The organism is Variovorax restrictus, from assembly GCF_051216715.1.
In the GTDB taxonomy this organism is placed as follows: Bacteria; Pseudomonadota; Gammaproteobacteria; order Burkholderiales; family Burkholderiaceae_C; genus Variovorax.
Genome location: NZ_JBPJZH010000001.1, coordinates 636,953 through 663,114, shown reverse-complemented (window position 1 = coordinate 663,114; position 26,162 = coordinate 636,953). Strand labels below are relative to the sequence as shown.

Here is a 26,162-nt window from a genome sequence, read left to right as displayed (position 1 = left end):
GCACCATGCTCGATCACATCTCTCTCCCGGTCAGCAACACCGATCGCTCCATTGCTTTGTACACAGCCGCATTAGAGCTGGCAGCAGGCGGAGCCAACACGATGACCACCAGCACCCTACGCAAAGCGGTAGATGCATTACTGGCCGCATTCAATTCCGCAGACGTCGACACCGCCATCACCTTGTTCAGTCCAGATGCGGTGATCGACGATCCATCGACCGGCCACCGATTCGACGGCCACGCTGGCATCCGCGACTACGTCGAGCGGTACTTCAAGGGCTACCACACCGTCACGCGCGTCCTTTCAATCGGAAACGTCGACGAGGGACAGGCACGTGTTCGCGTTGATTTCACAGGGGACTTCGGTCACGAAATTGGCCTCCTGAACATCCGTATCGACGCAGATGGGCTGATCTGTCGAATCGACGCCGATCTCGAACAGTGAATTCATGTTGCAGACCAGCCACCAAGGAATCATCGTGAACCCTTCTCCCGTTGAAGACCGTGTTTCGCCCACCGCACGGGCAGCAGTTGCAGGCATGAACAGGCTGCTGATCTATGGCGCGACCGGCTACACCGGCAGCATGGTGGCGCGGCAGGCCAAGGCCGCAGGACTCGACTTCGCCATTGCCGGCAGAGACGCCGACAAGCTGCTGACATTGGCTCGCGAGCTGGACGTACCGCACAGCGTGTTTGCACTCGACGACCACGGCGTGGCGATCAACGCGCTCGAAGATTTCGCGATCGTGCTCAACTGCGCCGGGCCCTTTGCCAAGACCGCGGAGCCGCTGATGCGGGCTTGCATCGCGTCCGGTGTGCACTATCTCGACATCACGGCGGAAATCAATGTCTATCGTTTGGCAGAGCGGCTCCACGAGGAAGCCGTCGCGGCCGGCGTCCTGCTGATGCCGGGCGTGGGTTGGGACGTGGTGCCCACCGACTGCCTGGCCATGCACGTCGCCCGGCGCGTGGAGAAGCCGGTGTCGCTGCGGATCGCGCTGCAGGTCGCAGGATCGATGTCGCGCGGCTCGGCCATCAGTGCCGGCGAGATCTTCGCTGCGGGCTTGATGGCACGGGTGGACGGCGTGCTGGTTCCCACGCCTGAGGCCCAGCCGGCACGGTTCGACTTCGGCGACGGCCCGGTGGCCTGCGCGCCGCTGTCGTTCGGCGACCTGATCACGGCATGGCATTCAACGGGCATCCCCAACATCGCCATGTTCGTGAACGTGACGGGCGGCGCCTTCCCCGGCGGCGACCTTTCCAAGCTCACGGACGGCCCCAGCCGCGAAGAGCGCGACGGCCAGCGGGCACGCGCGGTGGCGGAGGTCACCGGCGCAGACGGCACGGTGGCGCGATCGGTGATCGAGACGGTGAACGGCTACACGTACACGCCCCTGGCCGCCGTGGAAGCGGCCAGGCGTGTGCTCGGTGGCGAGGCCCGCGCGGGGTTCGGCACACCGGCAAGACTGTTCGGGGCGGGCTTTGCCGAGAGCATCCCCGGGACGCGCATCCGGTCGATCGACGACCGGACCCCGCTCAGCGCTTGAGCCAGGCCGGCGCGATCTGCGTGCCCAGGCCTGCGCCGTAGGCGAAGTAGATGTTCAGGCCGGCCACCGGCTCGAGGTAGCGCGCGTTCTTCAGGCCGCCGGCGTCGACGGCATCGAAGCCGATGCTTTCGATCAGCGCCTTGACCGTGTCCTTGGCCTTGGGCTCGTCGCCGGCGAAGAACACGCTGCCCTTGGCGTCGCCGAAGCCCGCGCCCTGGTGCATGACCTGGGCGAACAGCGTGTTGAAGGCCTTCACGACGTAGGCCGTGGGCGCGGCCTTGGCGATCTCTTCGGCGGCCGAGGTGCTGAAGCCGACGGTCAGACCCATGTAGTCGGCGGTCAGCGGGTTCGAGACGTCGACGATCACCTTGCCCTTGAGTTCGCCCAGCGCAGCAAGCGCGGCCGGGGCCTGGTCGCAAGGCACGGCGAGCACGACGACGTCGACGTTCTTGGCGGCCTCGGCCATCGGCAGCACCTTGGCCCCCACGGCTTCGGCCACGGCCTGGGCCTTGTCGAGCGAGCGGCCGGTCAGCGTCACGCTGTGGCCTGCCTTGACGAATTGCTTGGCGAGGCCGGAGCCGTTGCAAGATAGTCAGAAGGACGGGCGCGATAAACGGCGATCGGCGCAACCACTGTCCCGGTGATCGGGACAATCGATGCGAGCGCGGCCCCTGCATCGCGCGCAGCCCAGGCGCGACAAGGGTTTGCGCAGCGGGCGCCGTCCGCGCCGGTCGATGACCGTCGAAGGCGCAGCACAGAGGCGGTGCACGTGCACACAAGTTGCCCGCCGAGCGCGCTCCCTACACTGCCACGCCATGCCCTCTCCCAACGAAGCCCTCGTCCTCGTCATCGGCAGCCTCAACATGGACCTGGTGGCGCGCGTGCCGCACCTGCCCGCGCCGGGCGAGACACTGGCGAGCGAAGGCTTCGCGACGGTGGCAGGCGGCAAGGGCGCCAACCAGGCGGTGGCCGCGGCGCGGCTCGGCGCGCGCACCGCGATGGTCGGCTGCGTGGGCGCCGACAACTACGGCCGCCTGCTGCGCGATGGCCTGCGGCACGAAGGCATCGACCTGCGCGCGCTGCGCACGCATGCGACGCAGCCCACCGGCATGGCATTGATCGCGGTCGACCGCGCGAGCCGCAACCACATCGTGCTGGTGCCCGGCGCCAACGACACGCTGGGCAGCGCCGACCTCGACGCGGCGGAGGCGCTGCTGGCCGATGCCGCCGTCGTCGTGTGCCAGCTCGAGGTGCCGATGCTCACCGTGCTGCAGGCGCTGCAGCGCGCCCAGGCCGTGGGGGCAACCACGGTGCTGAACCCAGCGCCCGCGCAGGCGCTCGACGCGGCGCTGCTGGCGCAGGTCGACTGGCTGGTGCCCAACGAGGTCGAGGCGTCGATGCTCAGCGGCATCGCGGTGCACGGCGTCGCCTCGGCGCGCGAGGCGGCGTCGGTGCTGCTGGGCCAGGGCTGCGAGCACGTGCTGATCACGCTCGGCGCGCAGGGCGTGCTGCACGCGCACGCGGACGGCATGCAGCACCACCCGGCCCCGGTGGTCGAAGCGGTCGACACCACGGCCGCGGGCGATACCTTCATCGGCGGCTTCGCCGCGAAGCTGGCCGCGGGCGCATCGGCCGCCGAGGCGATCCGTTTCGGCCAGGCCGCGGCGGCGCTGTCGGTCACGCGGCGCGGGGCGCAGACGTCGATCCCGACGCTGCGCGAGATCAGCGCAGCGTGAAGCGCGCGGTCGATGCCGGCTTGCCGTCGATCCGCACCACCACCACCGCCTTGGTGCCGGCCGCGGTCTTGAAGCTGCCGGCGGCCTCGAGCCTGTCGCCGGCGGGCTTGAGTTCGACCTCTTGCTTGTCGGTGCCGGCCAGCAACGTGAGCTTGGCGCTGGCCTTGGCCACGTCGGCCGGCTTGCCGTGGTCGCGCAGGTACAGCTGCACCACGCCGGGCTTGGTGACGAGTTCGTAGTCCATGTCCTTGACCTCGGTCACCACGCCGCCGTGCAGCGGCGTGTGGGCATGTTCGTCGCCATGCGCGAGGGCCGCGCCAGCGAAGGTGATGAAGGATGCGGCGAGAAGAAGGGAACGCAATGTCATGAAAGACTCCTTGGGAAATTGAGGGAAGAAAAGATCACAGCGCCTCGGCGCTGTCGTCGTTGGCCAGCCGTTGTGCGGCCTTGCGGCCAAACAGCCAGAACATCGCGGGCGTGAGGAAGGTGTCGAGCAGCGTGGAGCTGATGAGGCCGGAGAAGATCACCACCGCCACCGGGTGCAGCACCTCGGTGCCGGGCCGCTCGGCCTCGAATAGCAGCGGCGCCAGCGCGAAGGCGGTGACCAGCGCGGTCATGAGCACCGGTGCCAATCGCTCCAGCGAACCGCGCACGATCATCGGCACGCCGAAGGCCTCGCCCTCATAGCGCATCAGGTTGACGTAGTGGCTCACCTTGAGGATGCCGTTGCGCACCGAGACGCCCGCCAGCGTGATGAAGCCGACCAGCGCCGCCACCGACAGCGGCTGGCCCGACAGCCACAGGCCGAGCACCGCGCCGACCAGCGCGAGCGGGATGTTGGCCATGATGAGCGCCGACAGCACCATCGACCGATAGCGGCTGTAGAGCACCACGGCCATCAGCGCCAGCGAGACCAGCGACAGCACGCCGATCAGGCGCGACGCCTCTTCCTGCGCCTGGAACTGGCCGCCCAGGGTGACGAAGTAGCCCTCGGGCAGCGGTGTCGCCGCCACGGCCGCGCGGATGTCGGCCACCACGTCCGACAGCGCCCGCCCCTGCGCGTTGGCCGAGAGCACGATGCGGCGCTTGCCGTCGTCGCGGCTGATCTGGTTGGGGCCGTCGCCGTCCTCGATGGCGGCGATCTTCGACAGCGGCACACGGCCGGTGGGCGTGTCGATCAGGATCTGGCCGAGGCCTTCGATGGAACGCGCCGTCTCGGGCAGTCGCACCACCAGCGCGAAGCGACGGTTGCCTTCGACGATCTGCGCCACCTTCTCGCCTTCGACCAGGCTCTGCAGCGTGGCGAGCACCTGCGGCGCCGGCACGCCGTAGCGCGCAGCCGCGGCGTAGTCGATGCGCACCTTGATCTGCGGCGCCAGCACCTGCTTCTCGATCTCCAGGTCGGCCAGTCCGGGGATGGCCGCGAGCTTCGCGCGCAGCGCATCGGCCTGGCCGCGCAGCACGTCGAGGTCTTCGCCGAAGATCTTGATCGCGATCTGCGAGCGCACGCCCGAGAGCATGTGGTCGATGCGGTGCGAGATCGGCTGGCCGACGCCGATGGACGCCGGCAGGTTGGCCAGGCGCGCGCGGATGTCGGCGCCGATGGCGTCCATGGAGCGCGTGAGTTCGGCCGTCGGCTTGAGGCCGACGTCGAGTTCGCTCACATGCACGCCCTCGGCATGCTCGTCGAGCTCGGCGCGGCCGCTGCGCCGGCCGACGTGCGTCACCTCGGGCACCTGCTTGACCAGCACCTCGGCCTGCCGCGCGAGCGCCGCGCTCTCGGCCAGCGTCACGCCGGGGTTCAGGCGCATGCCGATCAGCAGCGTGCCTTCGTTGAAGGGCGGCAGGAAGGTGGTCGGAAAGAACGGCACCGCCGCGCCCGCGACCAGCACCGCCGCGCCGGCCGCCACCAGCGCCGCCTTGGGCCGCGCCAGCACGGACTGCAGCCCGCTGCGGTAGCCAGCCTTCAGCCACGCCAGCACCTTCGTGTCGCCATGGTCGAGCCGCTTCATCTTCGGCAGCAGGTAGTAGCTCAGCACCGGCGTGACCGTGACCGACACCACCAGCGAGGCCAGCGTCGACACGATGAACGCGATGCCCAGCGGGACGAAGAGCTTGCCCTCCAGCCCCGGCAGCGCGAAGAGCGGGATGAACACCAGCACGATGATCACCGTCGCATAGAGGATGCCCGAGCGCACCTCCATCGACGCCTTGGCCACCAGCGCGAGCAGGTTCATGCGCTGCGCGGGCGGCTTGGCGCGGTCTTCCTTCAGGCGGCGCAGGATGTTCTCCACGTCGACCACCGCATCGTCGACCAGCCCGCCGATGGCGATGGCCAGGCCACCGAGCGTCATGGTGTTGATCGACAGGCCGAACCAGCGAAACACCAGTGCGGTGATGAAGATCGACACGGGAATCGCGACCAGCGCGATCACCGTCGGCCGGATCGTGCCGAGGAAGAAGAACAGGATCAGCGCGACGAACACCGACGCGCCGATCAGTTTGCCCTGCAGCGTGGTGATCGAGGCCTCGATGAAGCTGGCCTGCCGGAACGTGACCTGCGGTGCTTCCATGCCGGCGGGCAGCGAGGCCTTCAGGCCGACCAGCGCGTCCTCGATCGAACGCGTCAGCGCGATGGTGTCGGCCGTCGGCTGCTTCTGGATGCCGAGGATGACCGCCGGCTTGCCTTCGAAGCCCGCGTCGCCGCGCTTGATGGCCGCGGCGAAGGTGACCTCGGCGATCTGCCGCAGCAGGATCGGCTGGCCGCCCTTCGCCGTCAGCGCGAGGTTCTTCAGGTCGTCGAGGCGCGAGGTGCGGCCCAGGTGGCGGATGAGGTATTCGCGCCCGTTGAGCTCGAGGAAGCCGCCCGAGGTGTTGCCCGAGAAGCCCTTGAGCGCGGCCTCGAGCTGTTCGTGCGTGATGCCGAGGTCGCCCATGCGCACCGTGTCGGGCTGCACCTGGAACTGCCGCACCTCCCCGCCGATCGGGATCACCTGGGCGACCCCCTGCACCGACAGCAGCCGCGGCCGCAGCACCCAGTCGGCATATTCGCGCACCGCCATCGGACTGACCTTGGCGGTGTCGATCGGGATCGCGATCTGCATGATCTCGCCCATGATCGAACTCACCGGCCCCATGCGCGGCGTGATGCCCTCGGCCATGGCCTCTTCCATCGAACCGAGCCGCTCGGCCACGAGCTGGCGCGCGCGGTAGATGTCGGTCGACCAGTCGAAGGTCACGTAGAGGAAGGACAGCCCGGCCGACGAGACCGAGCGCACCGACGCCACGCCGGGCAGCCCGTTCATCGTGGTTTCGAGAGGCAGCGTGATGAGCTGCTCCACCTCTTCCGGCGCCATGCCGCCGGCTTCGGTGACGATGGTCACGGTGGGTTTGTTGAGGTCGGGGAACACGTCCACCGGCATGCGCGACAGCGTGAAGGCGCCATAGCCCATCAGCACCACGCCGGCAATGAGCACGAGCAGCCGGTTGCCCAGGCTGAATTCGAGGAGCCACTTGAACATCGTGCGGCCTTCAGCGGAGCTGGTTGATGAGCGTGGCGCCCTGCGTCGCCACGCGGTCGCCGGCCTGCAGGCCGGACGTGACGGCCACGCGCACGCCGTCGAGCGGCACGGTGGTCACGGTGCGCGGCGCGAAGCGCTCGGCCTCGGTCTTGACCCACACGATGGTCTGGTTGGCCGGGTTGCGCATCAGCGCCGCGCTCGGCACGGCGATACCCGTGATCGTCTGCTTGCTGCGCACGAAGACCTGCACCGACTGCCCGACGGCCAGCCGCGCGAGCGCCGCGCCTTCCGCGCGGAACTGCAGCGGCAGCGCCTGCTCGCGCAGGCTGCGCGCCGCGCCGACGAAGGCCAGCGGCACGCGCGCGTCACCCACCGCGATGGCGGCGTCGGCGATGTCGGCGCCGATGGCGGTGTCGAAGGCCAGCGCCTCGACGCGAAGCCGCGTCGGGTCGATGACCTCGAACAGCAGCTCGCGCGCGTCGACCACCTGGCCGGCGACCACGCTGGCCGAGGCGATGACGCCTGACACCGGCGCCACCAGCGCGTCGCGGTGCGAGAGGCCCGCGCCGATGGCCGCCGCGCGCTGCTGCAGGCTCGCGGCATCGCTCTCGGCGGCCTCGATGTCCTTGCGCGGCACGGTGTCGGCCAGCTCGCGCAGCCGCGCGACGCGCCGGTCGGCCAGCGCCTTGGCGGCGCGAAGTTCCGCCAGTTGCGCGGACTGGTTCGAGCGCTCGACCGGCCCGGCGGAGGCGACCACATAGGCCAGCACCTCGCCCTTGCGCACCGTCTGCCCGGGTTCGGGCAGGCCGCGCGGGCCGGGCTCGACGCGGCCGGCAACGAGCGCCTGCACCTTGCCACCGGCGTTCGGGTCCATCAGCACCTTGCCGGCGAGCTCGGTGGTGCGTGGATGTTCCGAAGATTCGGCGACGAAGGTGCGCACCGCGAGTTGGCGCTGCGCGGGCTTGGGCAGGAACACGCTGCCGTCGGGCAGGCGCTGCGGGCCGTTGGCGTTGGCGGCGGCGGGGGCCTCGCCGTGGCTGTGGCCTTCGTCGGCGTAGGCGGTGGTGGCGAGCGCGGCGCTCAGGGCGACGGCGATGAGGATGCGTGTGGCGTTCATGCGGCACCTCCCATTTGCGGCTTGCGCGTGCGTCGCGCCAGCGCGATCAGCAGCGCCAGGACGACCGCTCCGCCCAGCGTCCCGCCGACGATGCGCCGCCAATTGCGCGGTGCCGCGGCGTCCTCATGCGCATCGACGTGGATGTCGAGTTCGCCGGCCAGCAGGTCGGTCTCGCTGCCGGCGATCACCGTGGCGGTGATGGGCAGCACGCCCGGCGCGGGCACGTCGGCCAATTGCACTTCGAATTGCCCTTCGCCATGCGGCTCGGCCTTGACCGTCGTGCCACCGATGTCGAGCTCCAGCGTCGCCTTCGGCACGGGGCTGTTGTCGGCGAAGCGATCGAGGTACAGCGTCAGCAACTTTCCGTCGAGCACACCGACAAGCTCGAAGGCGTCGGAGACCGCAGTGAAACGCGGCAGGGCCGAGCCGGTGGGTGCGGCGGGCGCATCGCCGTGGTCGTGGCCGGCGTCGGCGCGCGCCGGGGCGCCGGCCAGCAGCAGGAGGGCCGCGCAGAACGCGGCGAGAAGGTGTCGGGAAATCATGTGGATGCTTTCGAGAAAGAGGAGATGACCGTCATTCGGGCAACAGGCCCAGCGCCTGGCGCCAGTGCGAGATGGCGGCCGCCAGGTCGATGCGGCTGCGGGCCGCCTGGCGTTGCGCCTCGGCGGCTTCGGCCTCGATGCGCAGGCGCGTCGGCAGGTCGGTCTCGCCGAGACGGAAGGACCGGTCGAAGAAGCCACGCGATTCGGCCGCGAGTTGCGCGCGGCGCTCGGCCGCGGCCAGTTGCACCTTCGCCGCATCGACCTGGGCGCGTGCCGCGTCGGCCTCGCCCGCAAGACGATCGGCGGCCAGCGCGCGCTCGACGTCCAGCTCGGTCGCCTCGGCGCGCGCGGTGGCGGCCACGGCGGCCTGCCGGTCGCCCGCCCCGAAGGGGATGCGGATGCCGAGCGTGAGGGTGCGCAGCGCCGGCTCGCCACGGCCGTCGCGTTCGCGCGTGGTGGCCAGCAGCAGCTCGGGATTGGCACGCGTGCGCAGGGCCGCAAGCGCTGCGGCGCGGTCGGCGACGGCGGCGCGGTCCTGCAGGTCGCGCAGGGCGGGATGGGCGTCGGTCGATGGCGTGGCCGGTTCGGGTTCCATCGCGGGGGCGTCGTCCGTCGCCGGGGCCACGAACGCCGGGCCCACGACTGCGCGCCAGCGCTGCTCGGCCAGCGTGCGCGCGGCCATCGCCTGAGCCAACGCAGCGTCGGCCGCAGCGACGGCGCCGTCGGCCTGGTGCCGGTCGGATCGCGCGAGGTCGCCGGCCTTCAGGCGACGCGCGACGTCGTCGGCCAGGCGGCGTGCGGCGGCCTGCTGGTCGCGCGCCACTGCGGCGTCGACCCCGCTGCGCTGCCAGGCCCAGTGCGCCTCGCGCAGCGCCTCGGCCACGCGCAGCCGCGCGGCGTCGGCGCGGCTTTCGACCGCGCGTGCACCGGCGTCGGCCAGCGCGCCGCTGCGGCTGCGCTCGCCGGGCAGCCACAGCGGCACCGTGACGCCGGCCTCCAGCTCCCTCACGCCCTGGTTGTCATGCCAGCGGTCGGAGCGATTCGACAGCTCCAGCGCGGGCGCCTCGGGTGTCCAGGCCTGTGCCGCGCGGCCCTGCGCGGCGGCCGCGTCGCGGCGCAGTTGCAGCGTGGCCGCTTCGGGCTGGCGTGCCCAGGCCGCGTCGAAGGCCTGCCGCAGCGGGCCCAGGCCTGCGGAAGCCTGCGCGCCGGCCAGGCCTGTGGCGCCCATGAAAAACAGCGCTGCGCCCAGGGCGCGCGCGCGAATCGAACGTCGTGATATCTGTCGGTGCATCCGGATCTCCGTTGATGGAACAAGCCACGGGGAGATCAGCGAGGGGCGCGATCGAAACGATCGCGCTGCGGCGCGTCAGCCGCCCTCGGGCATCGAGGGCGCGCTGTCGCGCGGACGGGAACGGGGTGTGAAGGGCCGGTCCGCCTCGCCGATCAGGCGAGGGGCGGCCACTGCGGGCGGTCGGGCGGCGCGGTGGCGCGCAGCCATCGGCCCGCGGCCGTGGTCGGCGCCGGGTCGCGGACGGTGGCCGGGAAGGCCATGGCGACGAGTGGCATCGGCAGGCCGACGCCCAGGCCGTGGCACTGGCCGCAGTCGGGATGGACGTCGGCGCCGACGCGGCTGTCGTCGTCGGCGGACGGGCTGGCCGCCGCGTCGACCGCGCCGTCGTCCTGGGCATGCTCGTGCTGGTGGTGGCCCAGATGGGCGCTCTGCGGACGGCTTTCGTGCGCGCAGTACCCCGCCGCGGCCGCCCAGCTGAACTGCAACGGCAGCAGGGTCAGCAGGAAGAGGCAGAACCAACGGCGCATGGGCGGCGAGTGTAGGCGCGGGCAGCGACAGCGCCATGGGACAAATCGTCCTGTCCAATAGGGGCATGGAACACACCCACGCACTGGAACGCCGCATCGAAGACCTGGAGGTCAAGGCGAGCTTCACCGACGACCTGCTCGACCAGCTCAACCTGACGATCTACCGGCAGCAGGAACAGATCGACCGGCTGATCCAGCAGCTGACGCAGCTGCGACAGCAGATGCCCGAAGGCGGTGGTGCACGCCATCCAGGGGATGAACTGCCGCCGCACTATTGAATCATTTCGATACAAAAGCAGACACATCGACTTACACATGCAGCTTTGCAGCGACAGCATGGAAAGAAAGTGCGTGGTAGGGAAACGACGCCTGCAGGCATCGTTCAGAATCGGTCCCTGCGCGGCGATGATCGGCACACGCAGACCTCGCCACAACCCCTGCTGCACCATGCGTCCTCCCCCCGTCCTCCCAGGCCCGTGCCTCCTCGTCGGACACCCTGACCGCACGCTGTGCCTCCCATGATCCGCAAGCCGCTGGCGCGCACCGTGGTCTCCATGGTGTGTGGTGCACTCTTGGCCACCGGGTTCGCGCTCGTGATGGGCGAGTGGACGGTGCGACGCCAGCAGCAGGCCGCCGTCGCCGAGATGGCGGACGCCTACATCGCCCGAGCCGACCAGATCAGCGGTGAAGCGTTCGACGCCCTGGCCGAGATCGAGCGGACCAACGACGCGACCTGCGCCGACGCCGAGGTGTCGCGCTTGCGCCGCATCGTGCTGACGTCCCGCTACCTCAAGAGCGCCAGCCGCTTGCGCAACGGCGCAGCGTTCTGCAGCTCGACGGTGGGGGTGATCAACCCGGAGGTGCCCGTGCCGAGGCCCGACGTGGTGGGCGAGAACGGCCTCACCGTGAGCTTCAACGCACCGCAGGTCGGCGTGCCTGGCGCGAATGCACTGCTGATGCAGCGCGGCGATGCCGCCGTGACCCTCAACGGGCAGGCCTACATCGAGGTTGTGGACCCACGGCTCGACTACGTGGTCGTGAGTGGTCGCGAGGAACCACGGCGGGTGCTCCGCACCGTCGGCACCATGCCGAACCTCGACGGGGTTCGGTTGGTCGCGGCGCAGCCGCTGCGCCTGGACGGCCGCGCCTACGAGATGCGCTGCTCGCAGCGCTTCGCCGGCTGCATCGTCGCGGCGCTGCGCCAGACCCGTTCGATTCTCCATTCGCCCGTGATCCTCGAGTTCGGCATGTTCGGCCTGCTGCTCGGCCTGAGCGGCGGCTTTGCGGCGAGCGTGGTCATCGGGCGCTCTCGTTCGCTCGGCAAGCAACTGCGCGTGGCGATGCGCTCGGGCCAGCTCAAGGTGGTCTACCAACCGATCGTGCGCCTATCCGACCGGCGCCAGGTCGGCGCGGAGGCGCTGCTGCGCTGGACCGACCCGACGGGCAAGCCGGTCAGTCCCGACGCTTTCATCGCCACGGCGGAGAACGAGGGCTTCATCGGCCAGGTGACGCGCTTCGTGGTGACCCGCGTGCTCGAGGAGTTGCACGACGAGCTGCGCCGCCGGCCGGACTTCCAGGTGACGATCAATGTCGCGGCCAGCGACATCCTCGACAACGCATTCGCCCCCTTCCTCAGCGCGCGGCTGCAGGCCATTGACCTGCCGCCGACCTGCATCGGCCTCGAACTGACCGAGCGCACCACCGCCAACAGCCGCGAGCTCGGCAAAGCCATCGCCCGGCTGCGCGAGGCCGGCCACAAGGTGTACATCGACGACTTCGGCACCGACTATTCCAGCCTGTCGTACCTGTCGCGGCTGCGGGTCGACGCCATCAAGATCAACCGGACCTTCATGCAGGCCCTGCACGACCAGAGCGATCAGGACACCATCGCACCGCAGATCGTCGCGATGGCCGAGGTGCTGGGCCTGAGCATGGTCATCGAAGGCATCGAGGAAGAGCAGCAGGCCGCGTACTTCCTGGCGCTCGCTCCCACGGCACTGGCGCAGGGGTGGCTGTTCAGCAAGCCGGTCGAGGCCGGACGGCTGTTCGCCGCCTGACCATCGTCACGAATAGTTTCTCGGCGCGCGCGGCAACAGGCACACTCGGGCCATGCACCCCGAACTGGCCAGGCTGGCCGACCACCTTGGACAGCGCCGCGAAGAAATCCTCCGGGCCTGGCGCACCGCGGTTCGCCGCGACCCGGCGCTGACGACCAGCCACGCGCTGCCGCGCTCGCAACTCAACGACCATGTGCCGGGTGTGCTGGCAGGGTTCGAAGAGGCGCTGCGTGCGCCCCCCGCAGAGGTGACGCAGCTCGCGCCCAGCGCCGAGGCCAGCGCCCACGGCGTGCACCGGTGGCAGCAGGGCTACGACCTGCACGAGGTCACGCGCGAACTGGGCACGCTCAACCGCTGCATGGTGACCGAACTCGACGCCTATGCCGAGGCCCGCCCCGAGGTACCGCATGCGGTGATGGCCCATGCACGGCAGATCTGGGCGGCCTCCACGTCGACCGACCTCGAAGAGAGCACCTCGCAGTACTTCCGTCTGCAGCGGGTGGAGGCGGCCGGCCATGTGAAGGACCTGGAGGTCGCGCTGGAACGCCTCAACGAGCTGGAATCGCAACGCGCCGAGCTGTGGCGCCAGATCGCCCACGACCTGCGCGGCAACGTGGGCGTCGTGGCCACCGCGGCGCGGGGCCTGTCCATGGGCACGGCGGCCGACGCTTCGCGCGACAAGTTCATCCGCGTGCTGGGTCACAACGTGAGTTCGCTCAAGCACCTGCTGGATGACGTCACGAGCCTGGCGCGGCTCCAGGCCGGCACCGAAACCCGACAGCTGGTCGAGATGGACGTGGCCGTCGAAGTGAGCAGCCTGTGCGAAGGCCTGCAGGTGCTGGCGCAGGAACGCGGCCTGTATCTGCGCACCCGCGGTCCGGCCCCGTTTCCGGTGACGGGCGACCCGGTTAAGACGCGGCGTCTCGTCCAGAACCTGGTGCTCAATGCCCTGAAGTACACGACCACGGGGGGGGTCGACGTGCAGTGGGAAGACGCGCGGGCCTACGACGACCCGCGCTGGGTGCTCAGCGTGCGCGACACCGGGCCCGGCATCCAGTCCGGCCCCGTCTCGCAGATGGCGATGGCGCTGCAGGGTGCGACGCAGCTCACGAAGGGGTACGAGCAAAGCGTGCCGGTCGACGAAGCCGTTGCGCAGACCGTGGTCGAGCCCATCGCCCACAGCGCCGCTGCGGTGCGCATCGGACCGGGGGAAGGCATCGGCCTGTCGATCGTCAAGCGCCTGGCCGACCTGCTGGACGCCAGCGTCGAACTCGAGTCCGACGTAGGCGAAGGCACCACGTTCCGCGTGCTGTTCCCCAAGACCTACGCTGGCTGACGCACCGCCGGTTCGGCGCGTGCGCGCGACAGGCTCATCCCTTCTTGCCCCCGACCACCAGCAGCAGGCCGCCCACGACGATGGCCGCCACGCCGGCCCAGGTCGGGATGCTGACGTTCTCGCGCTCCTTCACCGACAGCTCCAGCGGGCCGAGCTTGGCCTGGTGGGTTTCCTTGGTGAAGCTGAAACCGCCGATCGACAGGCCTGCGATGCCAGCGACGATGAGGAGGATGCCGACGATGCGGGTGGCGTTCATGGGGGGTGTGTTCCTTCGACCGGCGAGCGTGCCGGCCCGCGCATTGTGCCCCCGTGCGCACGTCGCCAACGCCGCGCGCCGTGCAGCGCCTACGCCATGAAGCCCAGGTCGGTCGGGTAGTCCGTACCGCCGAAGTTCTTGAGGTTCGGCAGGATGCTGCCGAGGTCGCCCGCAGGCACGCCGAACCACTTGGCGAGCGTGCCCGCGTACTGGTCGACCGAGGTGCCGGGGATCAGGCGGCCCTGCCCCACATGCCCTTCGTAGCCGGCCAGCTTCGAGTCGTTGTTGATGCTCACCACCGGCGCCTTGCCGTAGAGCTTTTCCTTGCCCTTCACGGCGCCGCCGACCACGAGGTGGTGGCTACCCCAACCATGGTCGGATCCGTCACCATTGCTCGCCAACGTGCGGCCGAAGTCGGACGCGGTGAAGCTCGTGACGTTGTTGCCCAGGCCCAGCGCGACCATTTCCTTGTGAAAGGCCGCCATCGCGTCGCTCAGGCGCGCCATCAGGCCTGACTGGTTGGCGATCAGGTTGTCGTGCAGGTCGAAGCCGCCCATCGACACGAAGAACACCTGGCGCTTGGCACCGAGCGTGTCGCGGCCGCGGATCAGGCGGGCGACCATGGCCAGCTGCGAGGCGAGCCCGTTGCCGTTGTAGGTCACGCCGCCGGCCGTCACGTTGTACGGGAAGGTGCCCGCCGTGCCGGGGTTCCCGTTCGGGTAGGCCGCGCCGCGAGCGCTGTTGATCTGCCCTTCGGCCTGCACCGCCCGCACGGTGATGCGGTTGTATTCGTTCTCCAGCGTGTGGCCGCGGGTCTGCTGCACCAGTTGTGCCATCGCGGCCCTCACCGACGACGAGCCGTACACGTTGTTCTTCAGGCTGTTGATGGCGATCGCGCCGTCGGTGCTCACCTGGTACTGCAACGCGTTGTCGCCCGACAGGAACACCGCGTTGCCCGACACCGACATGCAGGTGAAGAGCGAGGTGCTGTTCTGCGTCATCGCCAGGTCGCCGATGTTGCCACCCCAGCCGACGGTCGAGCCTTCGGGCGACGACGACTGCCAGGTCGACTGCTGGTCGTTGTGCGAGAAGAGCTTCGGCGGCACGGGGTAGTTGCGGCGGTCGCCGCCCTGGTACTGCGCCCGCGTGAGCGGCGCCACCAGCGGGCCGACGTTGAGCTGCACCGCCACCTTGCCGTCGGTGTTGTACAGGTTGGCGAGCTGCGTCATGGCGGGGTGCAGCGCGTACTGGCGGCCGTCGGCCAGCGCGGTCGTCGGGCTGAGCAGCGTCGGCGTCAGCGACGCCTTCGGGATCGCGACGCCGCCGCCGGCCAGGCCGTTGCCGCCGCGGATCTGGCTGTAGGCCAGGTAGCTCGGGTCGTCGTAGGTGACGACGGTGTTGGCGTAGTCGTTGCCGCCGAACAGGAAGACGCAGACCAACGCCTTGTAGTCGGTGGCGCTCTGCGCCGCGGCCTCGCCCATGGCCGCGAGGTTGAGTGCGAAGGGCAGCGCCGTGCCGGCCATCGCGAGCTGGCCCGAACGGCGCAGGAAGGCGCGGCGCGTGTGGCCCTGGGGATCGATGAAGTGCATGGCCTTGGCTTTCCGGGTTCTTACTTCTGGATGAGGTACTCGGCCGAGGCCATGACCATCAGCACGGCCGCGTACACGCGGTTGGCCTTGACGGCGTCGGTGCTGGTCGAGGTGACGGCCGGCTGCGCCAGCGCGTCGGTGATGAGCTTGACCGTGGCCGCCTGCAGCTGGTTGGCCGCCATCAGCAGGTTCAGCCGCTGCACCAGCCGCGCCGGATCGAGCACCAGCGCCTTCTCGGCGGCATAGGTCGGGATCACGTCCTTGCTGCTGAAGCCGTTGGCAATACGGTCCTGCATGAAGTTCAGGTACCCACCCACCGTGGTTTCGTTGACCAGCTGGAACTCCGGCGCCACCTGCCCGCCTTCGACCAATGCGGTGCCCGGCGGCACGTAGCCGGGGCGGAAGAAGTTGAAGACCGAGGGCGAGCGCAGCGGGCTCTGGCCGAGCTGGTTGGCGGTGCCCGAGAGGTTGCCGATCTTCCAGGTGTCGAGCGTGGAGCCGATGCCGAAGGTGCGGCCCCACTGCACGAAGCGCAGCATGGGCTCGCGCAGACGGCCGAAGCTGGCGTCGGTGAGGCCGGCCGGGCTGCGCGCCTCGTTGTCGAGCAGCACGGCCGCCATCACGCTCTTCATGTCGCCGCGTACACCCGCGCCGTTGTCCGCGAACACCGCCGAGACGCGTGCGACGTAGGCCGCGCTCGGGTTGCTGGTGACCAGCCGCTGGATCAGCTGCTTGCCGATGAAAGGCCCGACGTTCGGGTGGTTGAAGAGGGTGTCGAGCGCGGTCTTGAGTGCCGCCTTGCCTTCGGTCCCCGCGGCCACCGTGGTGCCGAGGAACGTGGCGGCCAGCGTCGAATGGCGCGACGCGGTGAGCGCCATCGGGCGCGTGGTCCACGCGTTGCTCTCGATGGTGTAGCTGGCGCCGGGTGGCGTGAAGGCGTTCTTGTCGGCCGTCGCGATGTCCAGGTCGTAGCCGGTGAAGACGCGTGCCAGGTTGGTCACGTCGTCCTGCGTGTAGCTATCGAGCGGCATGCCGTCGGCGGCGCGCTTGATGCTGCCGTCGGCGTTGAGCTGGTAGAGCCCGATGGTCATGAGCTGCATGACCTCGCGGGCGTAGTTCTCGTCGGGCTGCCGGCCGCTGGAATTCTCTTTCTGGTTGCCGCGGGTGTTGAGGTAATAGCCCATCGCCGGGTTCAGCGTGACGTTCTCCAGCAGCGTGCGGAAGTTGCCGGTGACGCCGGCCACCAGCATGTCCCAGTACTGGGCCATCATGTACTGCGGCCAGTTGGAGCCGATGTCGTTGGCCGACACCACGAAGATCTCGGTGAGTGCCAGCGCCATGCGCTTGCGCAGGCTGTCGCGCGAACTCATGAGCTGCTGCCAGATCATGCCGTCGGTGTCGACCGCGTTGTGGGCCTTGCTGGCGATCCAGGCCCAGCCCGTGAGCGTGGGCGCCGCATCGAACTGCTCGCCCAGCCAGGGCAGGTAGCCCTTGGCCGTCACGCTGGCGATGTCCGCTTCCGACGCGGACAACTGCGCCTGCAACAGAAAGCGCGCCGCTTCCGTGTCGTTCTGCGGCTTGGTATAGACGTAGGTCTGGGCGGTCGCCGTGCCTGCGAGTGGCGAGAGCGTGCCGGCACCGTCGCCTGTCGTGCCCGCGGCGGTGACCGAACCGTTGCCGCCGCCACCGCCACTTCCACCACCGCCGCCGCAGGCCGCGAGCGCCGCTGCGGCCGCCAGCGTCGTCGCCAGTGGCAGCGTCGGCAGGCCGGACGTGGCCGGTCTGGCCTCCGGCGCATCGACCCGTTCGAGCTCGCGCACGCGCTCACCGGGCACGCCGACGCGGCCCGTCACCATTTCTTCGACCATGAGTCCCCGCTCCTCGGCGCGATGCGCCCTATGCTTTTCAAGGCAAACGCCATGCCCGGGTTGTCCCGGTGCTCGAGGACTCTAAGCGCCGTCTGTCAGACAAGCACTGTTAAGAAACGTGACTTTTTCCGTCGCCCTGACACAACTCAGGGCTGCCGGTGACACGAAATGTCGGTCAGGGCTTGGCGGCTTCGAGGCCGTCGCGTGTGCGTTGCGCCTCGCGCCGCGCGGCGTCGGCGAAGTCGTCGCCGTCGGACGCATAGCAGATCGCGCGCGACGAATTGACGACGATCGGGGCATCCGCCCGCCACCCGGCGCGCACCGTGGCGACGGCATCGCCGCCCTGCGCGCCGACGCCCGGGATCAGCAGCGGCACCGTCGGCGCAAGCGCACGCACGCGCTCGATTTCGGCCGGGTAGGTGGCGCCCACGACCAGCCCCAGTTGCCCGTTCAGGTTCCACGGGCCCTGGGCGAGGCTGGCTACATGTTCATACACCAAAGGCTGGCCGTCGACGCTGGCCAGGCGCTGCCCCTGCAGGTCGGCACCGCCCGGGTTGCTGGTGCGGCACAGCAGGAAGGCGCCCTTCTCGGGGTACTTGAGGTAGGGCGCGACCGAGTCGAAGCCCATGAAGGGCGACAGCGTGACCGCGTCCGCGCCATAGCGCTCGAAGGCTTCGATCGCGTACTGATCGGCGGTCGAGCCGATGTCGCCGCGCTTGGCGTCCAGGATGATCGGCACCTGCGGCGCGACGCGTCGGATGTGCTCCAACAGGCGCTCGAGCTGCCCCTCGGCGCGGTGCGCGGCGAAGTAGGCGATCTGCGGCTTGAAGGCGATCACCAGGTCGGCCGTAGCGTCGACGATGCGCGCGCAGAAGTCGTAGATCTTGTTGGCGTCGCCCTTCAGGCGCACCGGGAACCGGGCGGGTTCCGGGTCGAGGCCGACGCACAGGAGGGAGCGGTTCTGCCGCTCGGCGGCGCGCAGCTGGTCGATGAAAGTCATGCCGAATTTTAGGTGGCGGGCCGACGCGCCGGCCGCAGGGTGCTAGCGGACGGCCGCCAGCGCGTCGGCCGCCAGGCAGAGGTCGACCCAGGCGCGCGCCTTGTCGGCCGGATTGCGCAGCAGGTAGGCCGGGTGGTAGCTCACCACGACCGGCGTGCCGCCCAGCGCCTCGATGCGGGCAGCGCGGCCACGCAGCTTGCCCAGCGGGTCGGCGCTCTGCAGCAGGGTCTGCGCTGCGAGTGGCCCCATGGCGAAGATCAGGCGCGGCGCCAGCGCCTGGGCCTGCGGGAGAAAGGCGTCGGCGAAGGGCCGTGGGCTGTCGTCGCGGCCGGAGGCCACGCCGCGGTGGGTGCGCATCAGGTGGACCGGCATGTCGCCGGCGTGCAACTGCAAGGCGCGCAGCATGTTGTCGAGCAGCCGGCCCGCGTCGCCGGCCAGGGGCTCGCCGTGGCGACCGTCGGCTTCGGGCGGCATGTCGGCGACGACCAGCCAGCCGCCCTCGGCCGGCCCATCGGTCGCGTACAGGCGGTGCGGCGGTGCCACCAGCACGGCGGCGCCGTGGGCGCGTGCGGCAGGTGCGGCGGCTGCAGGTGCGGCGACCGGGGCGCGGACGGCCGCCGGCGCCGGCGCAGCGCGCGGCGCCTCCTGCGGTGCTTCTTCGAGGACGGCCCGGGGCGGCGGCTCGGCCACGGGGACGGGCGCGACGTCGACCGTGGCGACCACAGGCGCCGCCACCGGCCACCAGACCTTCACGCCCATCTCGTCGAGCATGGCGCGCTGCCGCGCATCGAGGTTCAGCGACGATGTGTTCATGCGAGGCTGCCCCAGGCGCTGGTCGGCTCGTGCAGCCGCAGGCTCATCACGACGGCGTCTTCGCGGCCGCCGTGCGCCGGGTAGTAGCCCTTGCGCACGCCGACGCGGCGAAAGCCATTGCGCTCGTAGATCTGCAGCGCGCGCGCGTTGCCCGTGCGCACCTCGAGCCACAGCCATTGCGCGCCCTGCCCGCGCGACCAGCCGGCCAGCGCCTCGAGCATGAGCGGCGCCCAGCCCTGGCGCTGAAACGCGGGCGCCACCGTGATGTTGAGCAGGTGCACCTCGTCCACCCCCTTCATGGCGACGAAGTAGCCGATGACCGTGTCGCCGCCCAGCAGCATCTGGCAGTGGTAGCCCGCCGCCAGCGAATCGATGAAGTTGGCATGCGTCCAGGGGTGGGAGTAGGCCTGGTTCTCGACGGCGCAGACCACCTCCAGGCGCTCGACGGTCATCGCGTCGAGGCGGGCTTCCAGCGGTTGCAGGACGGCGCTCATGTCAAAGGTTCAGGGTGCGGTGGCGGAAGCGGCGGCGGCCTTGAGGGCCGCACGCTCTTCGGTGGTCTGGGCGACTTTATCGCGAACGTACAGCGGCCACGCGTCGGCCGGCGCCACGGCACCGCCGGCCGCCAGCAGGGCCGGCGCCAGGCGCAGCAGCGCCTCGGCGGTCGGCAGCACGGCGTGGCGCGCGGTGCCGGCGGGCAGGCGTTCGCCGTAGGCCGCGAAGGCGTTGCCAGCGAGGGCCCAGCCGTCGGGCACGGTGACCTGCTCGGGCGCCAGCAGCTCGGGCACGGCCGGCGTTGCCTCGTCGCCATCGAAGGGGTAGCGCGCGGCGTAGACCTGGTCCATGCGCGCGTCGAGCAGCGCCACCACGCGGACGGCGCCGAAACGGTGGTGCGCCTCGTCGGCGACGGCATGCAGCGTGTCGATCGGCAGCAGCGGTACGCCGGCGCCGAAGCCCAACCCCTGGGCCACGGCGCACGCGGTGCGCAGGCCGGTGAAGGAGCCCGGGCCGCGGCCGAAGGCGATGGCGTCGAGCTCGGCGAGCGTCAGGCCGGCCTCGTCCAGCAGGCGGCGGATCAGCGGGATCAGCGTGCTCGACGCCTGCGCGCCGCCGGCGCCGCTGTGGGCGACGACCCGATCGCCGTGGCGCACGGCGACCGACAACACGTCGGTGCTGGTGTCGAAGGCCAGCAGCTTCGGTTCAGGCATCGCAAGCTCGCGGCAAGGGTGTGGTGGCCGGCGCCGGTGCCGCCGTGGCCCGGTGCACGCCGAACAGGATGCCACCGGTGACCAGCACAAGCCCGGCCAGCAGCGTCCAGTGCATCGGCTCGTCGAGCAGCAGCACGGCACCCAGTGCCGACAGGCTCGGGACCAGCGCCGTGATCATGGTGGAGCGCACCGGCCCGAAGTATTGGATCATCCGCGTGAAGGTGATGCCCGAGATCACCACCGACCCGATGCCCTGGAAGGCCATCTGGAAGACGATCTCGCCGGCCGGCGCGCTGCCGAGCCGGCTGGCCACCCAACCGCCGGCCACCAGCAGCGTGTAGACCGGCACGAAGCTGACGAAGGCGAAGACGGTGATCGCGATGGTGGCGCGCACGGCGTCGAGCCCGTGGCGGCGCGCCACCACGCTGTAGCAGGCCCAGCAGAAGGCCGCGCACATGAAGAGCAGGTCGCCCTTCCAGACGTCGCCGCCCTCGAAGGCATGCAACAGGCTGCGGCCGCCGACGAACAGATCGCCCACGACGATCAACCCCAGCCCCACAGCCCGCGCGGGCGTGATGCGGTCGTGCAGCACCACCGCGGCCAGCAACGTGGTCCACAGCGGCAGGCTGCCGGGCAGCAACACGGAGGCATGCGATGCGGGGGCATAGAAGAAGCCGCTGTACGCCAGCAGGGCATAGAGCAGCCCGCCGAAGAGGCCGGCGAGCGCCGTGACGCGCAGCGCCAGCGGCGAGAGCCCGAACAGCGAGCCGGCCGGCCGCCCCGGATGGCGCTGGCGCTCTCGCGCCACCAGCCACGCGCCCCAGGGCACCAGCACCGCGCTGGCACCGCAGATGCGCGCGAAGGCCAGGTCGAAGGGGGTGAGCGAGCGTGCCGCCGAGGCGCGGGCGATGAGGATGAAGGCCGTCCACACCAGCACCGTGACCACGGCCGCACCGATGCCCAACTGGCGCGCGGAGAGGTGCGGGAGGAAGCGGGAGGCGGCGGGCATCCGCGGATTATCCGGGCAGGGCGTGACCGGCCGCCGGCGTGGGGCCATGCCGCCGGGATAATGGACCGATGCCTCTCGCCTTCCTCCCGGCCGGGCCGCGCCCGGTCTGCCGCGCCGCCCTGGCGCTCGCCTTCGCCCTCCTCATTGGCGCCAGCGCCGCCGCACAACAGCCTTTCCAGCAACTGCCGCCCGAGGTCGACGCCGCCCTGGCCCGCGCCAAGGTGCCGCGCGACGCGGTCACGCTGCTGGTGGCCGACGCCGACGCGGTGCAACCGCCCCGCCTGGCCTGGCGCGCGCAGGTGCCGATGAACCCCGCGTCGATCATGAAGCTGGTGACGACCTACGCCGGCCTCGACCTGCTGGGCCCGGCCTTCACCTGGACCACGCCGGTCTACGTCGACGGCCCGATCCGCAACGGCGTGCTGCAGGGCAACCTCTACATCCAGGGCCAGGGCGACCCGAAGCTGGTGATCGAGCGCCTGTGGCTGCTGCTGCGCCGCGTGCAGGGCCTGGGCATCCAGGCCATCGAGGGCGACATCGTGCTCGACCGCAGCGCCTTCGAGGCGATCGAAGCCGACCCGAACGCCTTCGACGGCGAGGGCCTGCGGCCCTACAACGCCTCGCCCGACGCGCTGCTGGTGAACTTCAAGTCGGTCGTGATGACCTTCACGCCCAACCGCGGCGCGGCGACCGCGCAGGTGAGCTTCGACCCGCCGCTCGCCGGCGTGGCGATGCAGCCGACGGTGCCACTGTCGGCCGGCGACTGCGGCGACTGGCGCGCCGCGCTGGTGCCCGACGTGGCCGACCCGTCGCGCCTGCGCTTCGCCGGCAGTTACCCGACCGCCTGCGGCGAGAAGACCTGGGCCCTGGCCTATGCCGACCCGCGCAGCTACGCCGGACGCGCCATTGGCGGCGTATGGGCCGAGATGGGCGGCCGTCTCAAGGGCACGGTGCGCGACGGCCGCGTGCCGGCGGCACTGAAGCCGGCCTTCGAGATCGTCTCGCCGCCACTGGCCGAGGTGATCCGCGACATCAACAAGTTCAGCAACAACGTGATGGCGCAGCAGCTGTTCCTCACGCTTGGCCTGCAGCAGAAGAAGCGCGGCGCGCTGGACGCGTCGCGCACGACGATGCGCCAGTGGTGGAACAACCGCATCGGCACCGGCGAAGGCCAGCCGGTGTTCGACAACGGCTCGGGGCTGTCGCGCGACGAGCGCATCACCGCCGGCGAGCTCGCGAAGATGCTGCAGGTGGCCTGGCGTTCGCCGGTCATGTCTGAGCTGATGTCGTCGCTGCCGGCCGCCGGGGTGGACGGCACCCTGCGTCGGCGCGCGCTGCGCTCGGGCGGCGCCGCGCACCTGAAGACCGGCACGCTGCGCGACGCAGCGGGCGTGGCGGGCTATGTCGACGGCGCCAGCGGGCGGCGCTATGTGGTGGTGGCGATCGCCAACCACGCCAACGCGGCGGCGGCGCGGCCGGCCTTCGATGCGCTGGTGGACTGGGCGACGCAGGACTGAGGCCTCGACGGCCCCCGTCTCACTGGGCCGGGCCTTCGGCCAGCATCAGCGCCGCTTCGTAGGCGGCGCGCCCGGCGGTCTTGGTCTGCAGCACCAGCGCGTCCCAATGGCGCACCGTTTCCGCCGGCGTCGGCGCCACAGGTTTGAGCACCAGGGTGCGGCTCACATCGAGCAGCGCGACGGCCGAGGCGAGGCAGCGCCGGATCGCACGGTTCTCCTGGGGTCGTTCGGTGCGCTCACGACAGCTCACATCGTCTTCGATGCGTGCCAGCAGATCCTCGATGGCAGCCACGGCACTGTCGATCAGCGCAGCATCGCTGCGCGTCGTCGTCATCATCATCATCGGCTTCTCCCTGAATTACTTTTTTTGTAGCTTCAGATGTTGCCAGCGGCCCCGATCAGGGGGTTGCAAACAATTTCACGAACGTCAACGAAAGTATTCTGTGGAGAACGGCCCGGCCGCGGCCGATCACGAACCGTCTCAGGCTGCCGCGGCGCGCTGCAGACGGTCGCGCACACCTTCCCAGTCGGGCGTGTCTGGCGGCGTTTCGATCCAGATCAGCTTCGCGCCCTCGGCGTCGAAGCCGCGCAGCACGGCGAAGAGCTGCTGCGCCGCCGCCGCCGCATCGTCGGGCATGCGCCGCTGCAGCACGCGCTGCGAGCGGCTCTTGACCGGCGAGCGCGCCCACACCGCGATGTGCGCCGCCTGCGCGCCGAGCACATCGAGCGCCGACTGCAACGCCTTGGCGTCCATCAGCCGGACCTTGGCGTCGGGCGCGTAGTGCGCCTCGAGCGTGCCCGAGGCCCGCGGGTCGGGCGCGGCGAGATCGGCCTTGTCGCGCAACGGCTCGCCGCAGGCCGCCTCGATCTGGTCGCGGGTGATGGCGCCCGGCCGCAGCAGCACAGGGGCGCCGCGGCTGCAGTCGACGATGGTGGACTCGATGCCCACCGCGCACGCGCCGCCATCGACGATGAGCAACTCGTCGCCGAACTCGTCCTGCACATGCTGCGCCGTGGTCGGGCTGACGCGCCCGAAGCGGTTGGCGCTGGGGCCGGCCAGGCCGAGCACGCCGCGTTCGGCGCAGGCTTCGAGCAGTGCCTGCGCCACGGCGTGCGCGGGGCAGCGCAGGCCGATCGTGTCCTGCCCGCCGGCGGCGGCCGCGCCGACGCCCGGCTGGCGCGTGACGATCAGCGTCAGCGGGCCGGGCCAGAAGGCGCGCACCAGCTTCTCGGCGAAGGGCGGCAGCGGCTGCGCGAAATGCGACAGCGCCTGGGTGCCCTTGGCACCCGCCGCGATGTGGACGATCAGCGGATGGTCCGACGGCCGGCCCTTGGCCCGGAAGATGCCGGCGACCGCGGCATCGCTGCCCGCGTCGGCACCCAACCCGTAGACGGTCTCGGTCGGGAAGACCACCAGGCCGCCCGCGCGCAGCCGGTCGGCGGCAGCGGCGATGGCGGCGGGCGATTGGCCGTCGACGATCATTCGGACAAGGGGATGGGCAACCCCAGCACGGCGGCGGCGAAGTCGGCCGTGCTGCGCACCGTGTCGATGTCCGGCCCGGTGATGTTCAGGTGGCCCATCTTGCGGCCGCGCCGCGCGTCGGTCTTGCCGTAGAGGTGCAGATGCACGCCCGGCAGCGCCAGCACGTCGGCCCACGACGGCTCGACAGTCGTGTCGCTGGCATCGACGAACCACAGGTCGCCCAGCAGGTTGAGCATGACGGCCGGGCTGTGCTGGCGCGGCGTCGACAGCGGCAGGCCGGCGACGGTGCGCACCTGCAGGTCGAACTGCGACAGGTCGCAGGCGTCCATCGACCAGTGGCCGCTGTTGTGCGGGCGCGGCGCCATCTCGTTGACCACCATGGTGCCGTCGGCCAGCACGAAGTATTCGACGCACAGCACGCCCACGTAGCCCAGGCCGTCGGCGATGGCGCGGGTGGATTCGACCGCACGCGTCGCCTGGCCGGCCGGAATGTTGCCCAGGTAGACCTCGGTCACGGCCAGGATGCCGTCGCGGTGCAGGTTGCGCTGCGGCGGGAAATGGACCATCTGGCCGTCCTGCCCGCGCGCCACGATGACCGAGCACTCGTAGTCGAGCGCGAGCCGCTTCTCCAGCACGCAGGGCACGCCACCGGTGGCTTCCCACGCCGCCGCGAGTTCCGCACGGGTGGCGACGCGCTGCTGGCCCTTGCCGTCGTAGCCAAGCCGCGCGGTCTTCAGGATACCGGGCAGCAGGTCGTCGGCCACGGCCGCGAGCTGCTCGGCCGTCTCGATCACGGCATACGGCGCGCAGGCCACGCCGCAGCGCACGAAATGCGCCTTCTCGCGGATGCGGTCCTGCGCGATCGCCACCGAGGCCGCGGCCGGCGCGACCGGGCGCGCCGCCGCCAGATGCTCCAGCGACGGCGCCGGCACGTTCTCGAATTCGGTCGTGATCGCCTCAGCCAGGCCGGCCAGACGCGCCAACCCATCGACGTCGGTGTAGTCGGTGGGGATGTGGTGGTGGCTCACACGGCCGGCCGGGCTGTCGGCGTCGGGGTCGAGCACCGCCGTGAAGTAGCCCATGCGCTGGGCCGCGTGCACGAACATGCGGCCCAGCTGGCCGCCGCCGATCACGCCCAGCGTGGCGCCGGGCAGCACATAGGGCGTCGACGCACTCACAGCGCCCCCCCGCCCTGCGGCGAGAACGGCGACACCGGTGTCGTCGCCAGCGCGCCGGCCTCGGGCGGTGGCAGCGTCATGGCCTGGGCGGCGGCCGTCTGGGCCGCACGGAAGGTGTCGAGCTGCGTGCGCAGCCGCGGGTCACCGACCGCCAGCATGGCCACGGCAAACAGCGCCGCGTTGGCCGCGCCGGCGTTGCCGATGGCGAAGGTGGCGACCGGCACGCCCTTGGGCATCTGCACGATGCTGTAGAGCGAATCGACGCCCTGCAGATGGCGGCTGGCCACCGGCACGCCCAGCACCGGCACCGTGGTCTTGGCGGCCAGCATGCCCGGCAGGTGGGCCGCGCCGCCGGCACCGGCGATGATCGCGGCCAGCCCGCGCGGCGCGGCGCTCTCGGCGTAGGCAAAGAGTTCGTCCGGCATGCGGTGGGCCGAGACCACACGCGCTTCGTGCGCGATGCCGAATTGCTGGAGAATCTCGACCGCGTGACGCATCGTCTCCCAGTCGGAGTTCGATCCCATCACCACGCCGACCTGGATTGTTTGGTTCATGGTCGCAATTTT

General features: G+C 70.6%; 25 protein-coding genes and 1 pseudogene. 7 read left to right on the top strand and 19 right to left on the bottom strand.

Annotated features, from left to right (window positions below; translation table 11 throughout):
* The first annotated feature begins 5 nt into the window (after positions 1–5).
* Together ACSFA0_RS03105 and ACSFA0_RS03100 are read left to right on the top strand one after the other, a co-directional pair.
* Positions 6–446: a nuclear transport factor 2 family protein gene (locus tag ACSFA0_RS03105; RefSeq protein ID WP_435448777.1), complete on the top strand. Its 441-nt coding sequence runs from the start codon at positions 6–8 to the stop codon at positions 444–446.
* Positions 447–450: 4 nt separating this feature from the next.
* Positions 451–1,548 (top strand): saccharopine dehydrogenase family protein, encoded by a 1,098-nt coding sequence (locus ACSFA0_RS03100; protein ID WP_435448776.1) that lies wholly within the window; start codon positions 451–453, stop codon positions 1,546–1,548.
* Here ACSFA0_RS03100 and ACSFA0_RS03095 read toward each other — a convergent pair.
* A pseudogene (locus tag ACSFA0_RS03095) lies at positions 1,538–2,116 on the bottom strand (NADPH-dependent F420 reductase); the annotation flags it as partial. The gene ACSFA0_RS03100 and the pseudogene ACSFA0_RS03095 sit on opposite strands and share 11 nt — an antisense overlap.
* Before the next feature lie 247 nt (positions 2,117–2,363).
* Between ACSFA0_RS03095 and rbsK the strand changes: the two are divergent.
* Entirely contained in the window at positions 2,364–3,284 is a 921-nt protein-coding gene (rbsK, locus tag ACSFA0_RS03090; RefSeq protein ID WP_435448775.1) for a ribokinase, read from the top strand.
* Here the strand turns inward: rbsK and ACSFA0_RS03085 are convergent.
* From ACSFA0_RS03085 to ACSFA0_RS03060, 6 genes are all read right to left on the bottom strand, one after another.
* On the bottom strand, positions 3,271–3,651 hold the full coding sequence (locus ACSFA0_RS03085; RefSeq protein ID WP_435448774.1) for a hypothetical protein: 381 nt from the start codon (positions 3,649–3,651) through the stop codon (positions 3,271–3,273). The genes rbsK and ACSFA0_RS03085 overlap by 14 nt on opposite strands.
* Before the next feature lie 34 nt (positions 3,652–3,685).
* Positions 3,686–6,805 carry an efflux RND transporter permease subunit gene (locus ACSFA0_RS03080; protein WP_435448773.1) on the bottom strand — a complete coding sequence of 1,040 codons (3,120 nt, stop codon included), beginning with the start codon at positions 6,803–6,805 and terminating at the stop codon, positions 3,686–3,688.
* 10 nt (positions 6,806–6,815) lie between these two features.
* A complete protein-coding gene (locus ACSFA0_RS03075) occupies positions 6,816–7,922 on the bottom strand; it encodes an efflux RND transporter periplasmic adaptor subunit (protein ID WP_435448772.1) in 1,107 nt (368 codons plus the stop codon).
* A complete protein-coding gene (locus ACSFA0_RS03070; protein WP_435448771.1) occupies positions 7,919–8,464 on the bottom strand; it encodes a hypothetical protein in 546 nt (181 codons plus the stop codon). The genes ACSFA0_RS03075 and ACSFA0_RS03070 overlap by 4 nt, the downstream gene beginning before the upstream one ends.
* Before the next feature lie 31 nt (positions 8,465–8,495).
* Positions 8,496–9,755, bottom strand: a complete 1,260-nt coding sequence (locus ACSFA0_RS03065) for a TolC family protein (RefSeq protein ID WP_435448770.1) — start codon at positions 9,753–9,755, stop codon at positions 8,496–8,498.
* 152 nt (positions 9,756–9,907) lie between these two features.
* Entirely contained in the window at positions 9,908–10,282 is a 375-nt protein-coding gene (locus tag ACSFA0_RS03060; RefSeq protein WP_435448769.1) for a hypothetical protein, read from the bottom strand.
* A 65-nt stretch (positions 10,283–10,347) separates the two neighbouring features.
* On the opposite strand from ACSFA0_RS03060, the gene ACSFA0_RS03055 reads away from it, so the two are divergent.
* The 3 genes from ACSFA0_RS03055 (at position 10,348) to ACSFA0_RS03045 (ending at position 13,675) form a co-directional block, all read left to right on the top strand.
* Positions 10,348–10,560: a SlyX family protein gene (locus tag ACSFA0_RS03055; protein ID WP_435448768.1), complete on the top strand. Its 213-nt coding sequence runs from the start codon at positions 10,348–10,350 to the stop codon at positions 10,558–10,560.
* Positions 10,561–10,800: 240 nt separating this feature from the next.
* Positions 10,801–12,339, top strand: coding sequence for an EAL domain-containing protein (locus tag ACSFA0_RS03050; RefSeq protein ID WP_435448767.1), 1,539 nt, complete (start codon positions 10,801–10,803; stop codon positions 12,337–12,339).
* A 52-nt stretch (positions 12,340–12,391) separates the two neighbouring features.
* Positions 12,392–13,675, top strand: a complete 1,284-nt coding sequence (locus ACSFA0_RS03045; protein WP_435448766.1) for a sensor histidine kinase — start codon at positions 12,392–12,394, stop codon at positions 13,673–13,675.
* A 34-nt stretch (positions 13,676–13,709) separates the two neighbouring features.
* Here the strand turns inward: ACSFA0_RS03045 and ACSFA0_RS03040 are convergent, their stop codons facing one another.
* The 8 genes from ACSFA0_RS03040 to ACSFA0_RS03005 all read right to left on the bottom strand — a co-directional run bounded on the left by ACSFA0_RS03040 (position 13,710) and on the right by ACSFA0_RS03005 (position 21,418).
* The gene (locus ACSFA0_RS03040; protein ID WP_435448765.1) at positions 13,710–13,931 is read right to left on the bottom strand and encodes a hypothetical protein; all 222 of its coding nucleotides are present in this window, start codon (positions 13,929–13,931) and stop codon (positions 13,710–13,712) included.
* An 89-nt stretch (positions 13,932–14,020) separates the two neighbouring features.
* Positions 14,021–15,520 carry a DUF1501 domain-containing protein gene (locus ACSFA0_RS03035; RefSeq protein ID WP_435448764.1) on the bottom strand — a complete coding sequence of 500 codons (1,500 nt, stop codon included), beginning with the start codon at positions 15,518–15,520 and terminating at the stop codon, positions 14,021–14,023.
* A gap of 20 nt (positions 15,521–15,540) precedes the next feature.
* Positions 15,541–17,388 carry a DUF1800 domain-containing protein gene (locus ACSFA0_RS03030; protein ID WP_435448763.1) on the bottom strand — a complete coding sequence of 616 codons (1,848 nt, stop codon included), beginning with the start codon at positions 17,386–17,388 and terminating at the stop codon, positions 15,541–15,543.
* 175 nt (positions 17,389–17,563) lie between these two features.
* A complete protein-coding gene (gene pyrF, locus ACSFA0_RS03025) occupies positions 17,564–18,388 on the bottom strand; it encodes an orotidine-5'-phosphate decarboxylase (protein ID WP_435448762.1) in 825 nt (274 codons plus the stop codon).
* A 42-nt stretch (positions 18,389–18,430) separates the two neighbouring features.
* The gene (locus tag ACSFA0_RS03020) at positions 18,431–19,201 is read right to left on the bottom strand and encodes a uracil-DNA glycosylase family protein (protein WP_435448761.1); all 771 of its coding nucleotides are present in this window, start codon (positions 19,199–19,201) and stop codon (positions 18,431–18,433) included.
* Complete coding sequence (gene rimI, locus ACSFA0_RS03015; protein WP_435448760.1) at positions 19,198–19,695, bottom strand: ribosomal protein S18-alanine N-acetyltransferase; 498 nt, start codon at positions 19,693–19,695, stop codon at positions 19,198–19,200. Before rimI ends, ACSFA0_RS03020 begins: the two co-directional genes overlap by 4 nt.
* A gap of 9 nt (positions 19,696–19,704) precedes the next feature.
* On the bottom strand, positions 19,705–20,409 hold the full coding sequence (tsaB, locus tag ACSFA0_RS03010) for a tRNA (adenosine(37)-N6)-threonylcarbamoyltransferase complex dimerization subunit type 1 TsaB (protein ID WP_435448759.1): 705 nt from the start codon (positions 20,407–20,409) through the stop codon (positions 19,705–19,707).
* The gene (locus tag ACSFA0_RS03005; protein WP_435448758.1) at positions 20,402–21,418 is read right to left on the bottom strand and encodes a DMT family transporter; all 1,017 of its coding nucleotides are present in this window, start codon (positions 21,416–21,418) and stop codon (positions 20,402–20,404) included. The genes tsaB and ACSFA0_RS03005 overlap by 8 nt, the downstream gene beginning before the upstream one ends.
* Before the next feature lie 68 nt (positions 21,419–21,486).
* Here ACSFA0_RS03005 and dacB point away from each other — a divergent pair, with 68 nt between their 5' ends.
* Entirely contained in the window at positions 21,487–22,935 is a 1,449-nt protein-coding gene (gene dacB, locus ACSFA0_RS03000; protein ID WP_435448757.1) for a D-alanyl-D-alanine carboxypeptidase/D-alanyl-D-alanine endopeptidase, read from the top strand.
* 19 nt (positions 22,936–22,954) lie between these two features.
* Here dacB and ACSFA0_RS02995 read toward each other — a convergent pair whose 3' ends face one another.
* From ACSFA0_RS02995 to purE, 4 genes are all read right to left on the bottom strand, one after another.
* Positions 22,955–23,278 (bottom strand): hypothetical protein, encoded by a 324-nt coding sequence (locus tag ACSFA0_RS02995; RefSeq protein ID WP_435448756.1) that lies wholly within the window; start codon positions 23,276–23,278, stop codon positions 22,955–22,957.
* A gap of 138 nt (positions 23,279–23,416) precedes the next feature.
* Positions 23,417–24,418: an L-threonylcarbamoyladenylate synthase gene (locus ACSFA0_RS02990; RefSeq protein ID WP_435448755.1), complete on the bottom strand. Its 1,002-nt coding sequence runs from the start codon at positions 24,416–24,418 to the stop codon at positions 23,417–23,419.
* Positions 24,415–25,596: a 5-(carboxyamino)imidazole ribonucleotide synthase gene (locus ACSFA0_RS02985; protein ID WP_435448754.1), complete on the bottom strand. Its 1,182-nt coding sequence runs from the start codon at positions 25,594–25,596 to the stop codon at positions 24,415–24,417. Before ACSFA0_RS02985 ends, ACSFA0_RS02990 begins: the two co-directional genes overlap by 4 nt.
* Positions 25,593–26,150, bottom strand: coding sequence for a 5-(carboxyamino)imidazole ribonucleotide mutase (gene purE / locus ACSFA0_RS02980; protein ID WP_435448753.1), 558 nt, complete (start codon positions 26,148–26,150; stop codon positions 25,593–25,595). The genes ACSFA0_RS02985 and purE overlap by 4 nt, the downstream gene beginning before the upstream one ends.
* Positions 26,151–26,162 lie beyond the last annotated feature (12 nt).

Bases quoted from the DNA above. Each gene is read 5' to 3' on its own strand.
- ACSFA0_RS03105 (WP_435448777.1), top strand. From the start codon at position 6: ATGCTCGATCACATCTCTCTCCCGGTCAGCAACACCGATCGCTCCATT.
- ACSFA0_RS03100 (WP_435448776.1), top strand. From the start codon at position 451: ATGTTGCAGACCAGCCACCAAGGAATCATCGTGAACCCTTCTCCCGTT.
- rbsK (WP_435448775.1), top strand. From the start codon at position 2,364: ATGCCCTCTCCCAACGAAGCCCTCGTCCTCGTCATCGGCAGCCTCAAC.
- ACSFA0_RS03085 (WP_435448774.1), bottom strand. From the start codon at position 3,651: ATGACATTGCGTTCCCTTCTTCTCGCCGCATCCTTCATCACCTTCGCT.
- ACSFA0_RS03080 (WP_435448773.1), bottom strand. From the start codon at position 6,805: ATGTTCAAGTGGCTCCTCGAATTCAGCCTGGGCAACCGGCTGCTCGTG.
- ACSFA0_RS03075 (WP_435448772.1), bottom strand. From the start codon at position 7,922: ATGAACGCCACACGCATCCTCATCGCCGTCGCCCTGAGCGCCGCGCTC.
- ACSFA0_RS03070 (WP_435448771.1), bottom strand. From the start codon at position 8,464: ATGATTTCCCGACACCTTCTCGCCGCGTTCTGCGCGGCCCTCCTGCTG.
- ACSFA0_RS03065 (WP_435448770.1), bottom strand. From the start codon at position 9,755: ATGCACCGACAGATATCACGACGTTCGATTCGCGCGCGCGCCCTGGGC.
- ACSFA0_RS03060 (WP_435448769.1), bottom strand. From the start codon at position 10,282: ATGCGCCGTTGGTTCTGCCTCTTCCTGCTGACCCTGCTGCCGTTGCAG.
- ACSFA0_RS03055 (WP_435448768.1), top strand. From the start codon at position 10,348: ATGGAACACACCCACGCACTGGAACGCCGCATCGAAGACCTGGAGGTC.
- ACSFA0_RS03050 (WP_435448767.1), top strand. From the start codon at position 10,801: ATGATCCGCAAGCCGCTGGCGCGCACCGTGGTCTCCATGGTGTGTGGT.
- ACSFA0_RS03045 (WP_435448766.1), top strand. From the start codon at position 12,392: ATGCACCCCGAACTGGCCAGGCTGGCCGACCACCTTGGACAGCGCCGC.
- ACSFA0_RS03040 (WP_435448765.1), bottom strand. From the start codon at position 13,931: ATGAACGCCACCCGCATCGTCGGCATCCTCCTCATCGTCGCTGGCATC.
- ACSFA0_RS03035 (WP_435448764.1), bottom strand. From the start codon at position 15,520: ATGCACTTCATCGATCCCCAGGGCCACACGCGCCGCGCCTTCCTGCGC.
- ACSFA0_RS03030 (WP_435448763.1), bottom strand. From the start codon at position 17,388: ATGGTCGAAGAAATGGTGACGGGCCGCGTCGGCGTGCCCGGTGAGCGC.
- pyrF (WP_435448762.1), bottom strand. From the start codon at position 18,388: ATGACTTTCATCGACCAGCTGCGCGCCGCCGAGCGGCAGAACCGCTCC.
- ACSFA0_RS03020 (WP_435448761.1), bottom strand. From the start codon at position 19,201: ATGAACACATCGTCGCTGAACCTCGATGCGCGGCAGCGCGCCATGCTC.
- rimI (WP_435448760.1), bottom strand. From the start codon at position 19,695: ATGAGCGCCGTCCTGCAACCGCTGGAAGCCCGCCTCGACGCGATGACC.
- tsaB (WP_435448759.1), bottom strand. From the start codon at position 20,409: ATGCCTGAACCGAAGCTGCTGGCCTTCGACACCAGCACCGACGTGTTG.
- ACSFA0_RS03005 (WP_435448758.1), bottom strand. From the start codon at position 21,418: ATGCCCGCCGCCTCCCGCTTCCTCCCGCACCTCTCCGCGCGCCAGTTG.
- dacB (WP_435448757.1), top strand. From the start codon at position 21,487: ATGCCTCTCGCCTTCCTCCCGGCCGGGCCGCGCCCGGTCTGCCGCGCC.
- ACSFA0_RS02995 (WP_435448756.1), bottom strand. From the start codon at position 23,278: ATGATGATGATGACGACGACGCGCAGCGATGCTGCGCTGATCGACAGT.
- ACSFA0_RS02990 (WP_435448755.1), bottom strand. From the start codon at position 24,418: ATGATCGTCGACGGCCAATCGCCCGCCGCCATCGCCGCTGCCGCCGAC.
- purE (WP_435448753.1), bottom strand. From the start codon at position 26,150: ATGAACCAAACAATCCAGGTCGGCGTGGTGATGGGATCGAACTCCGAC.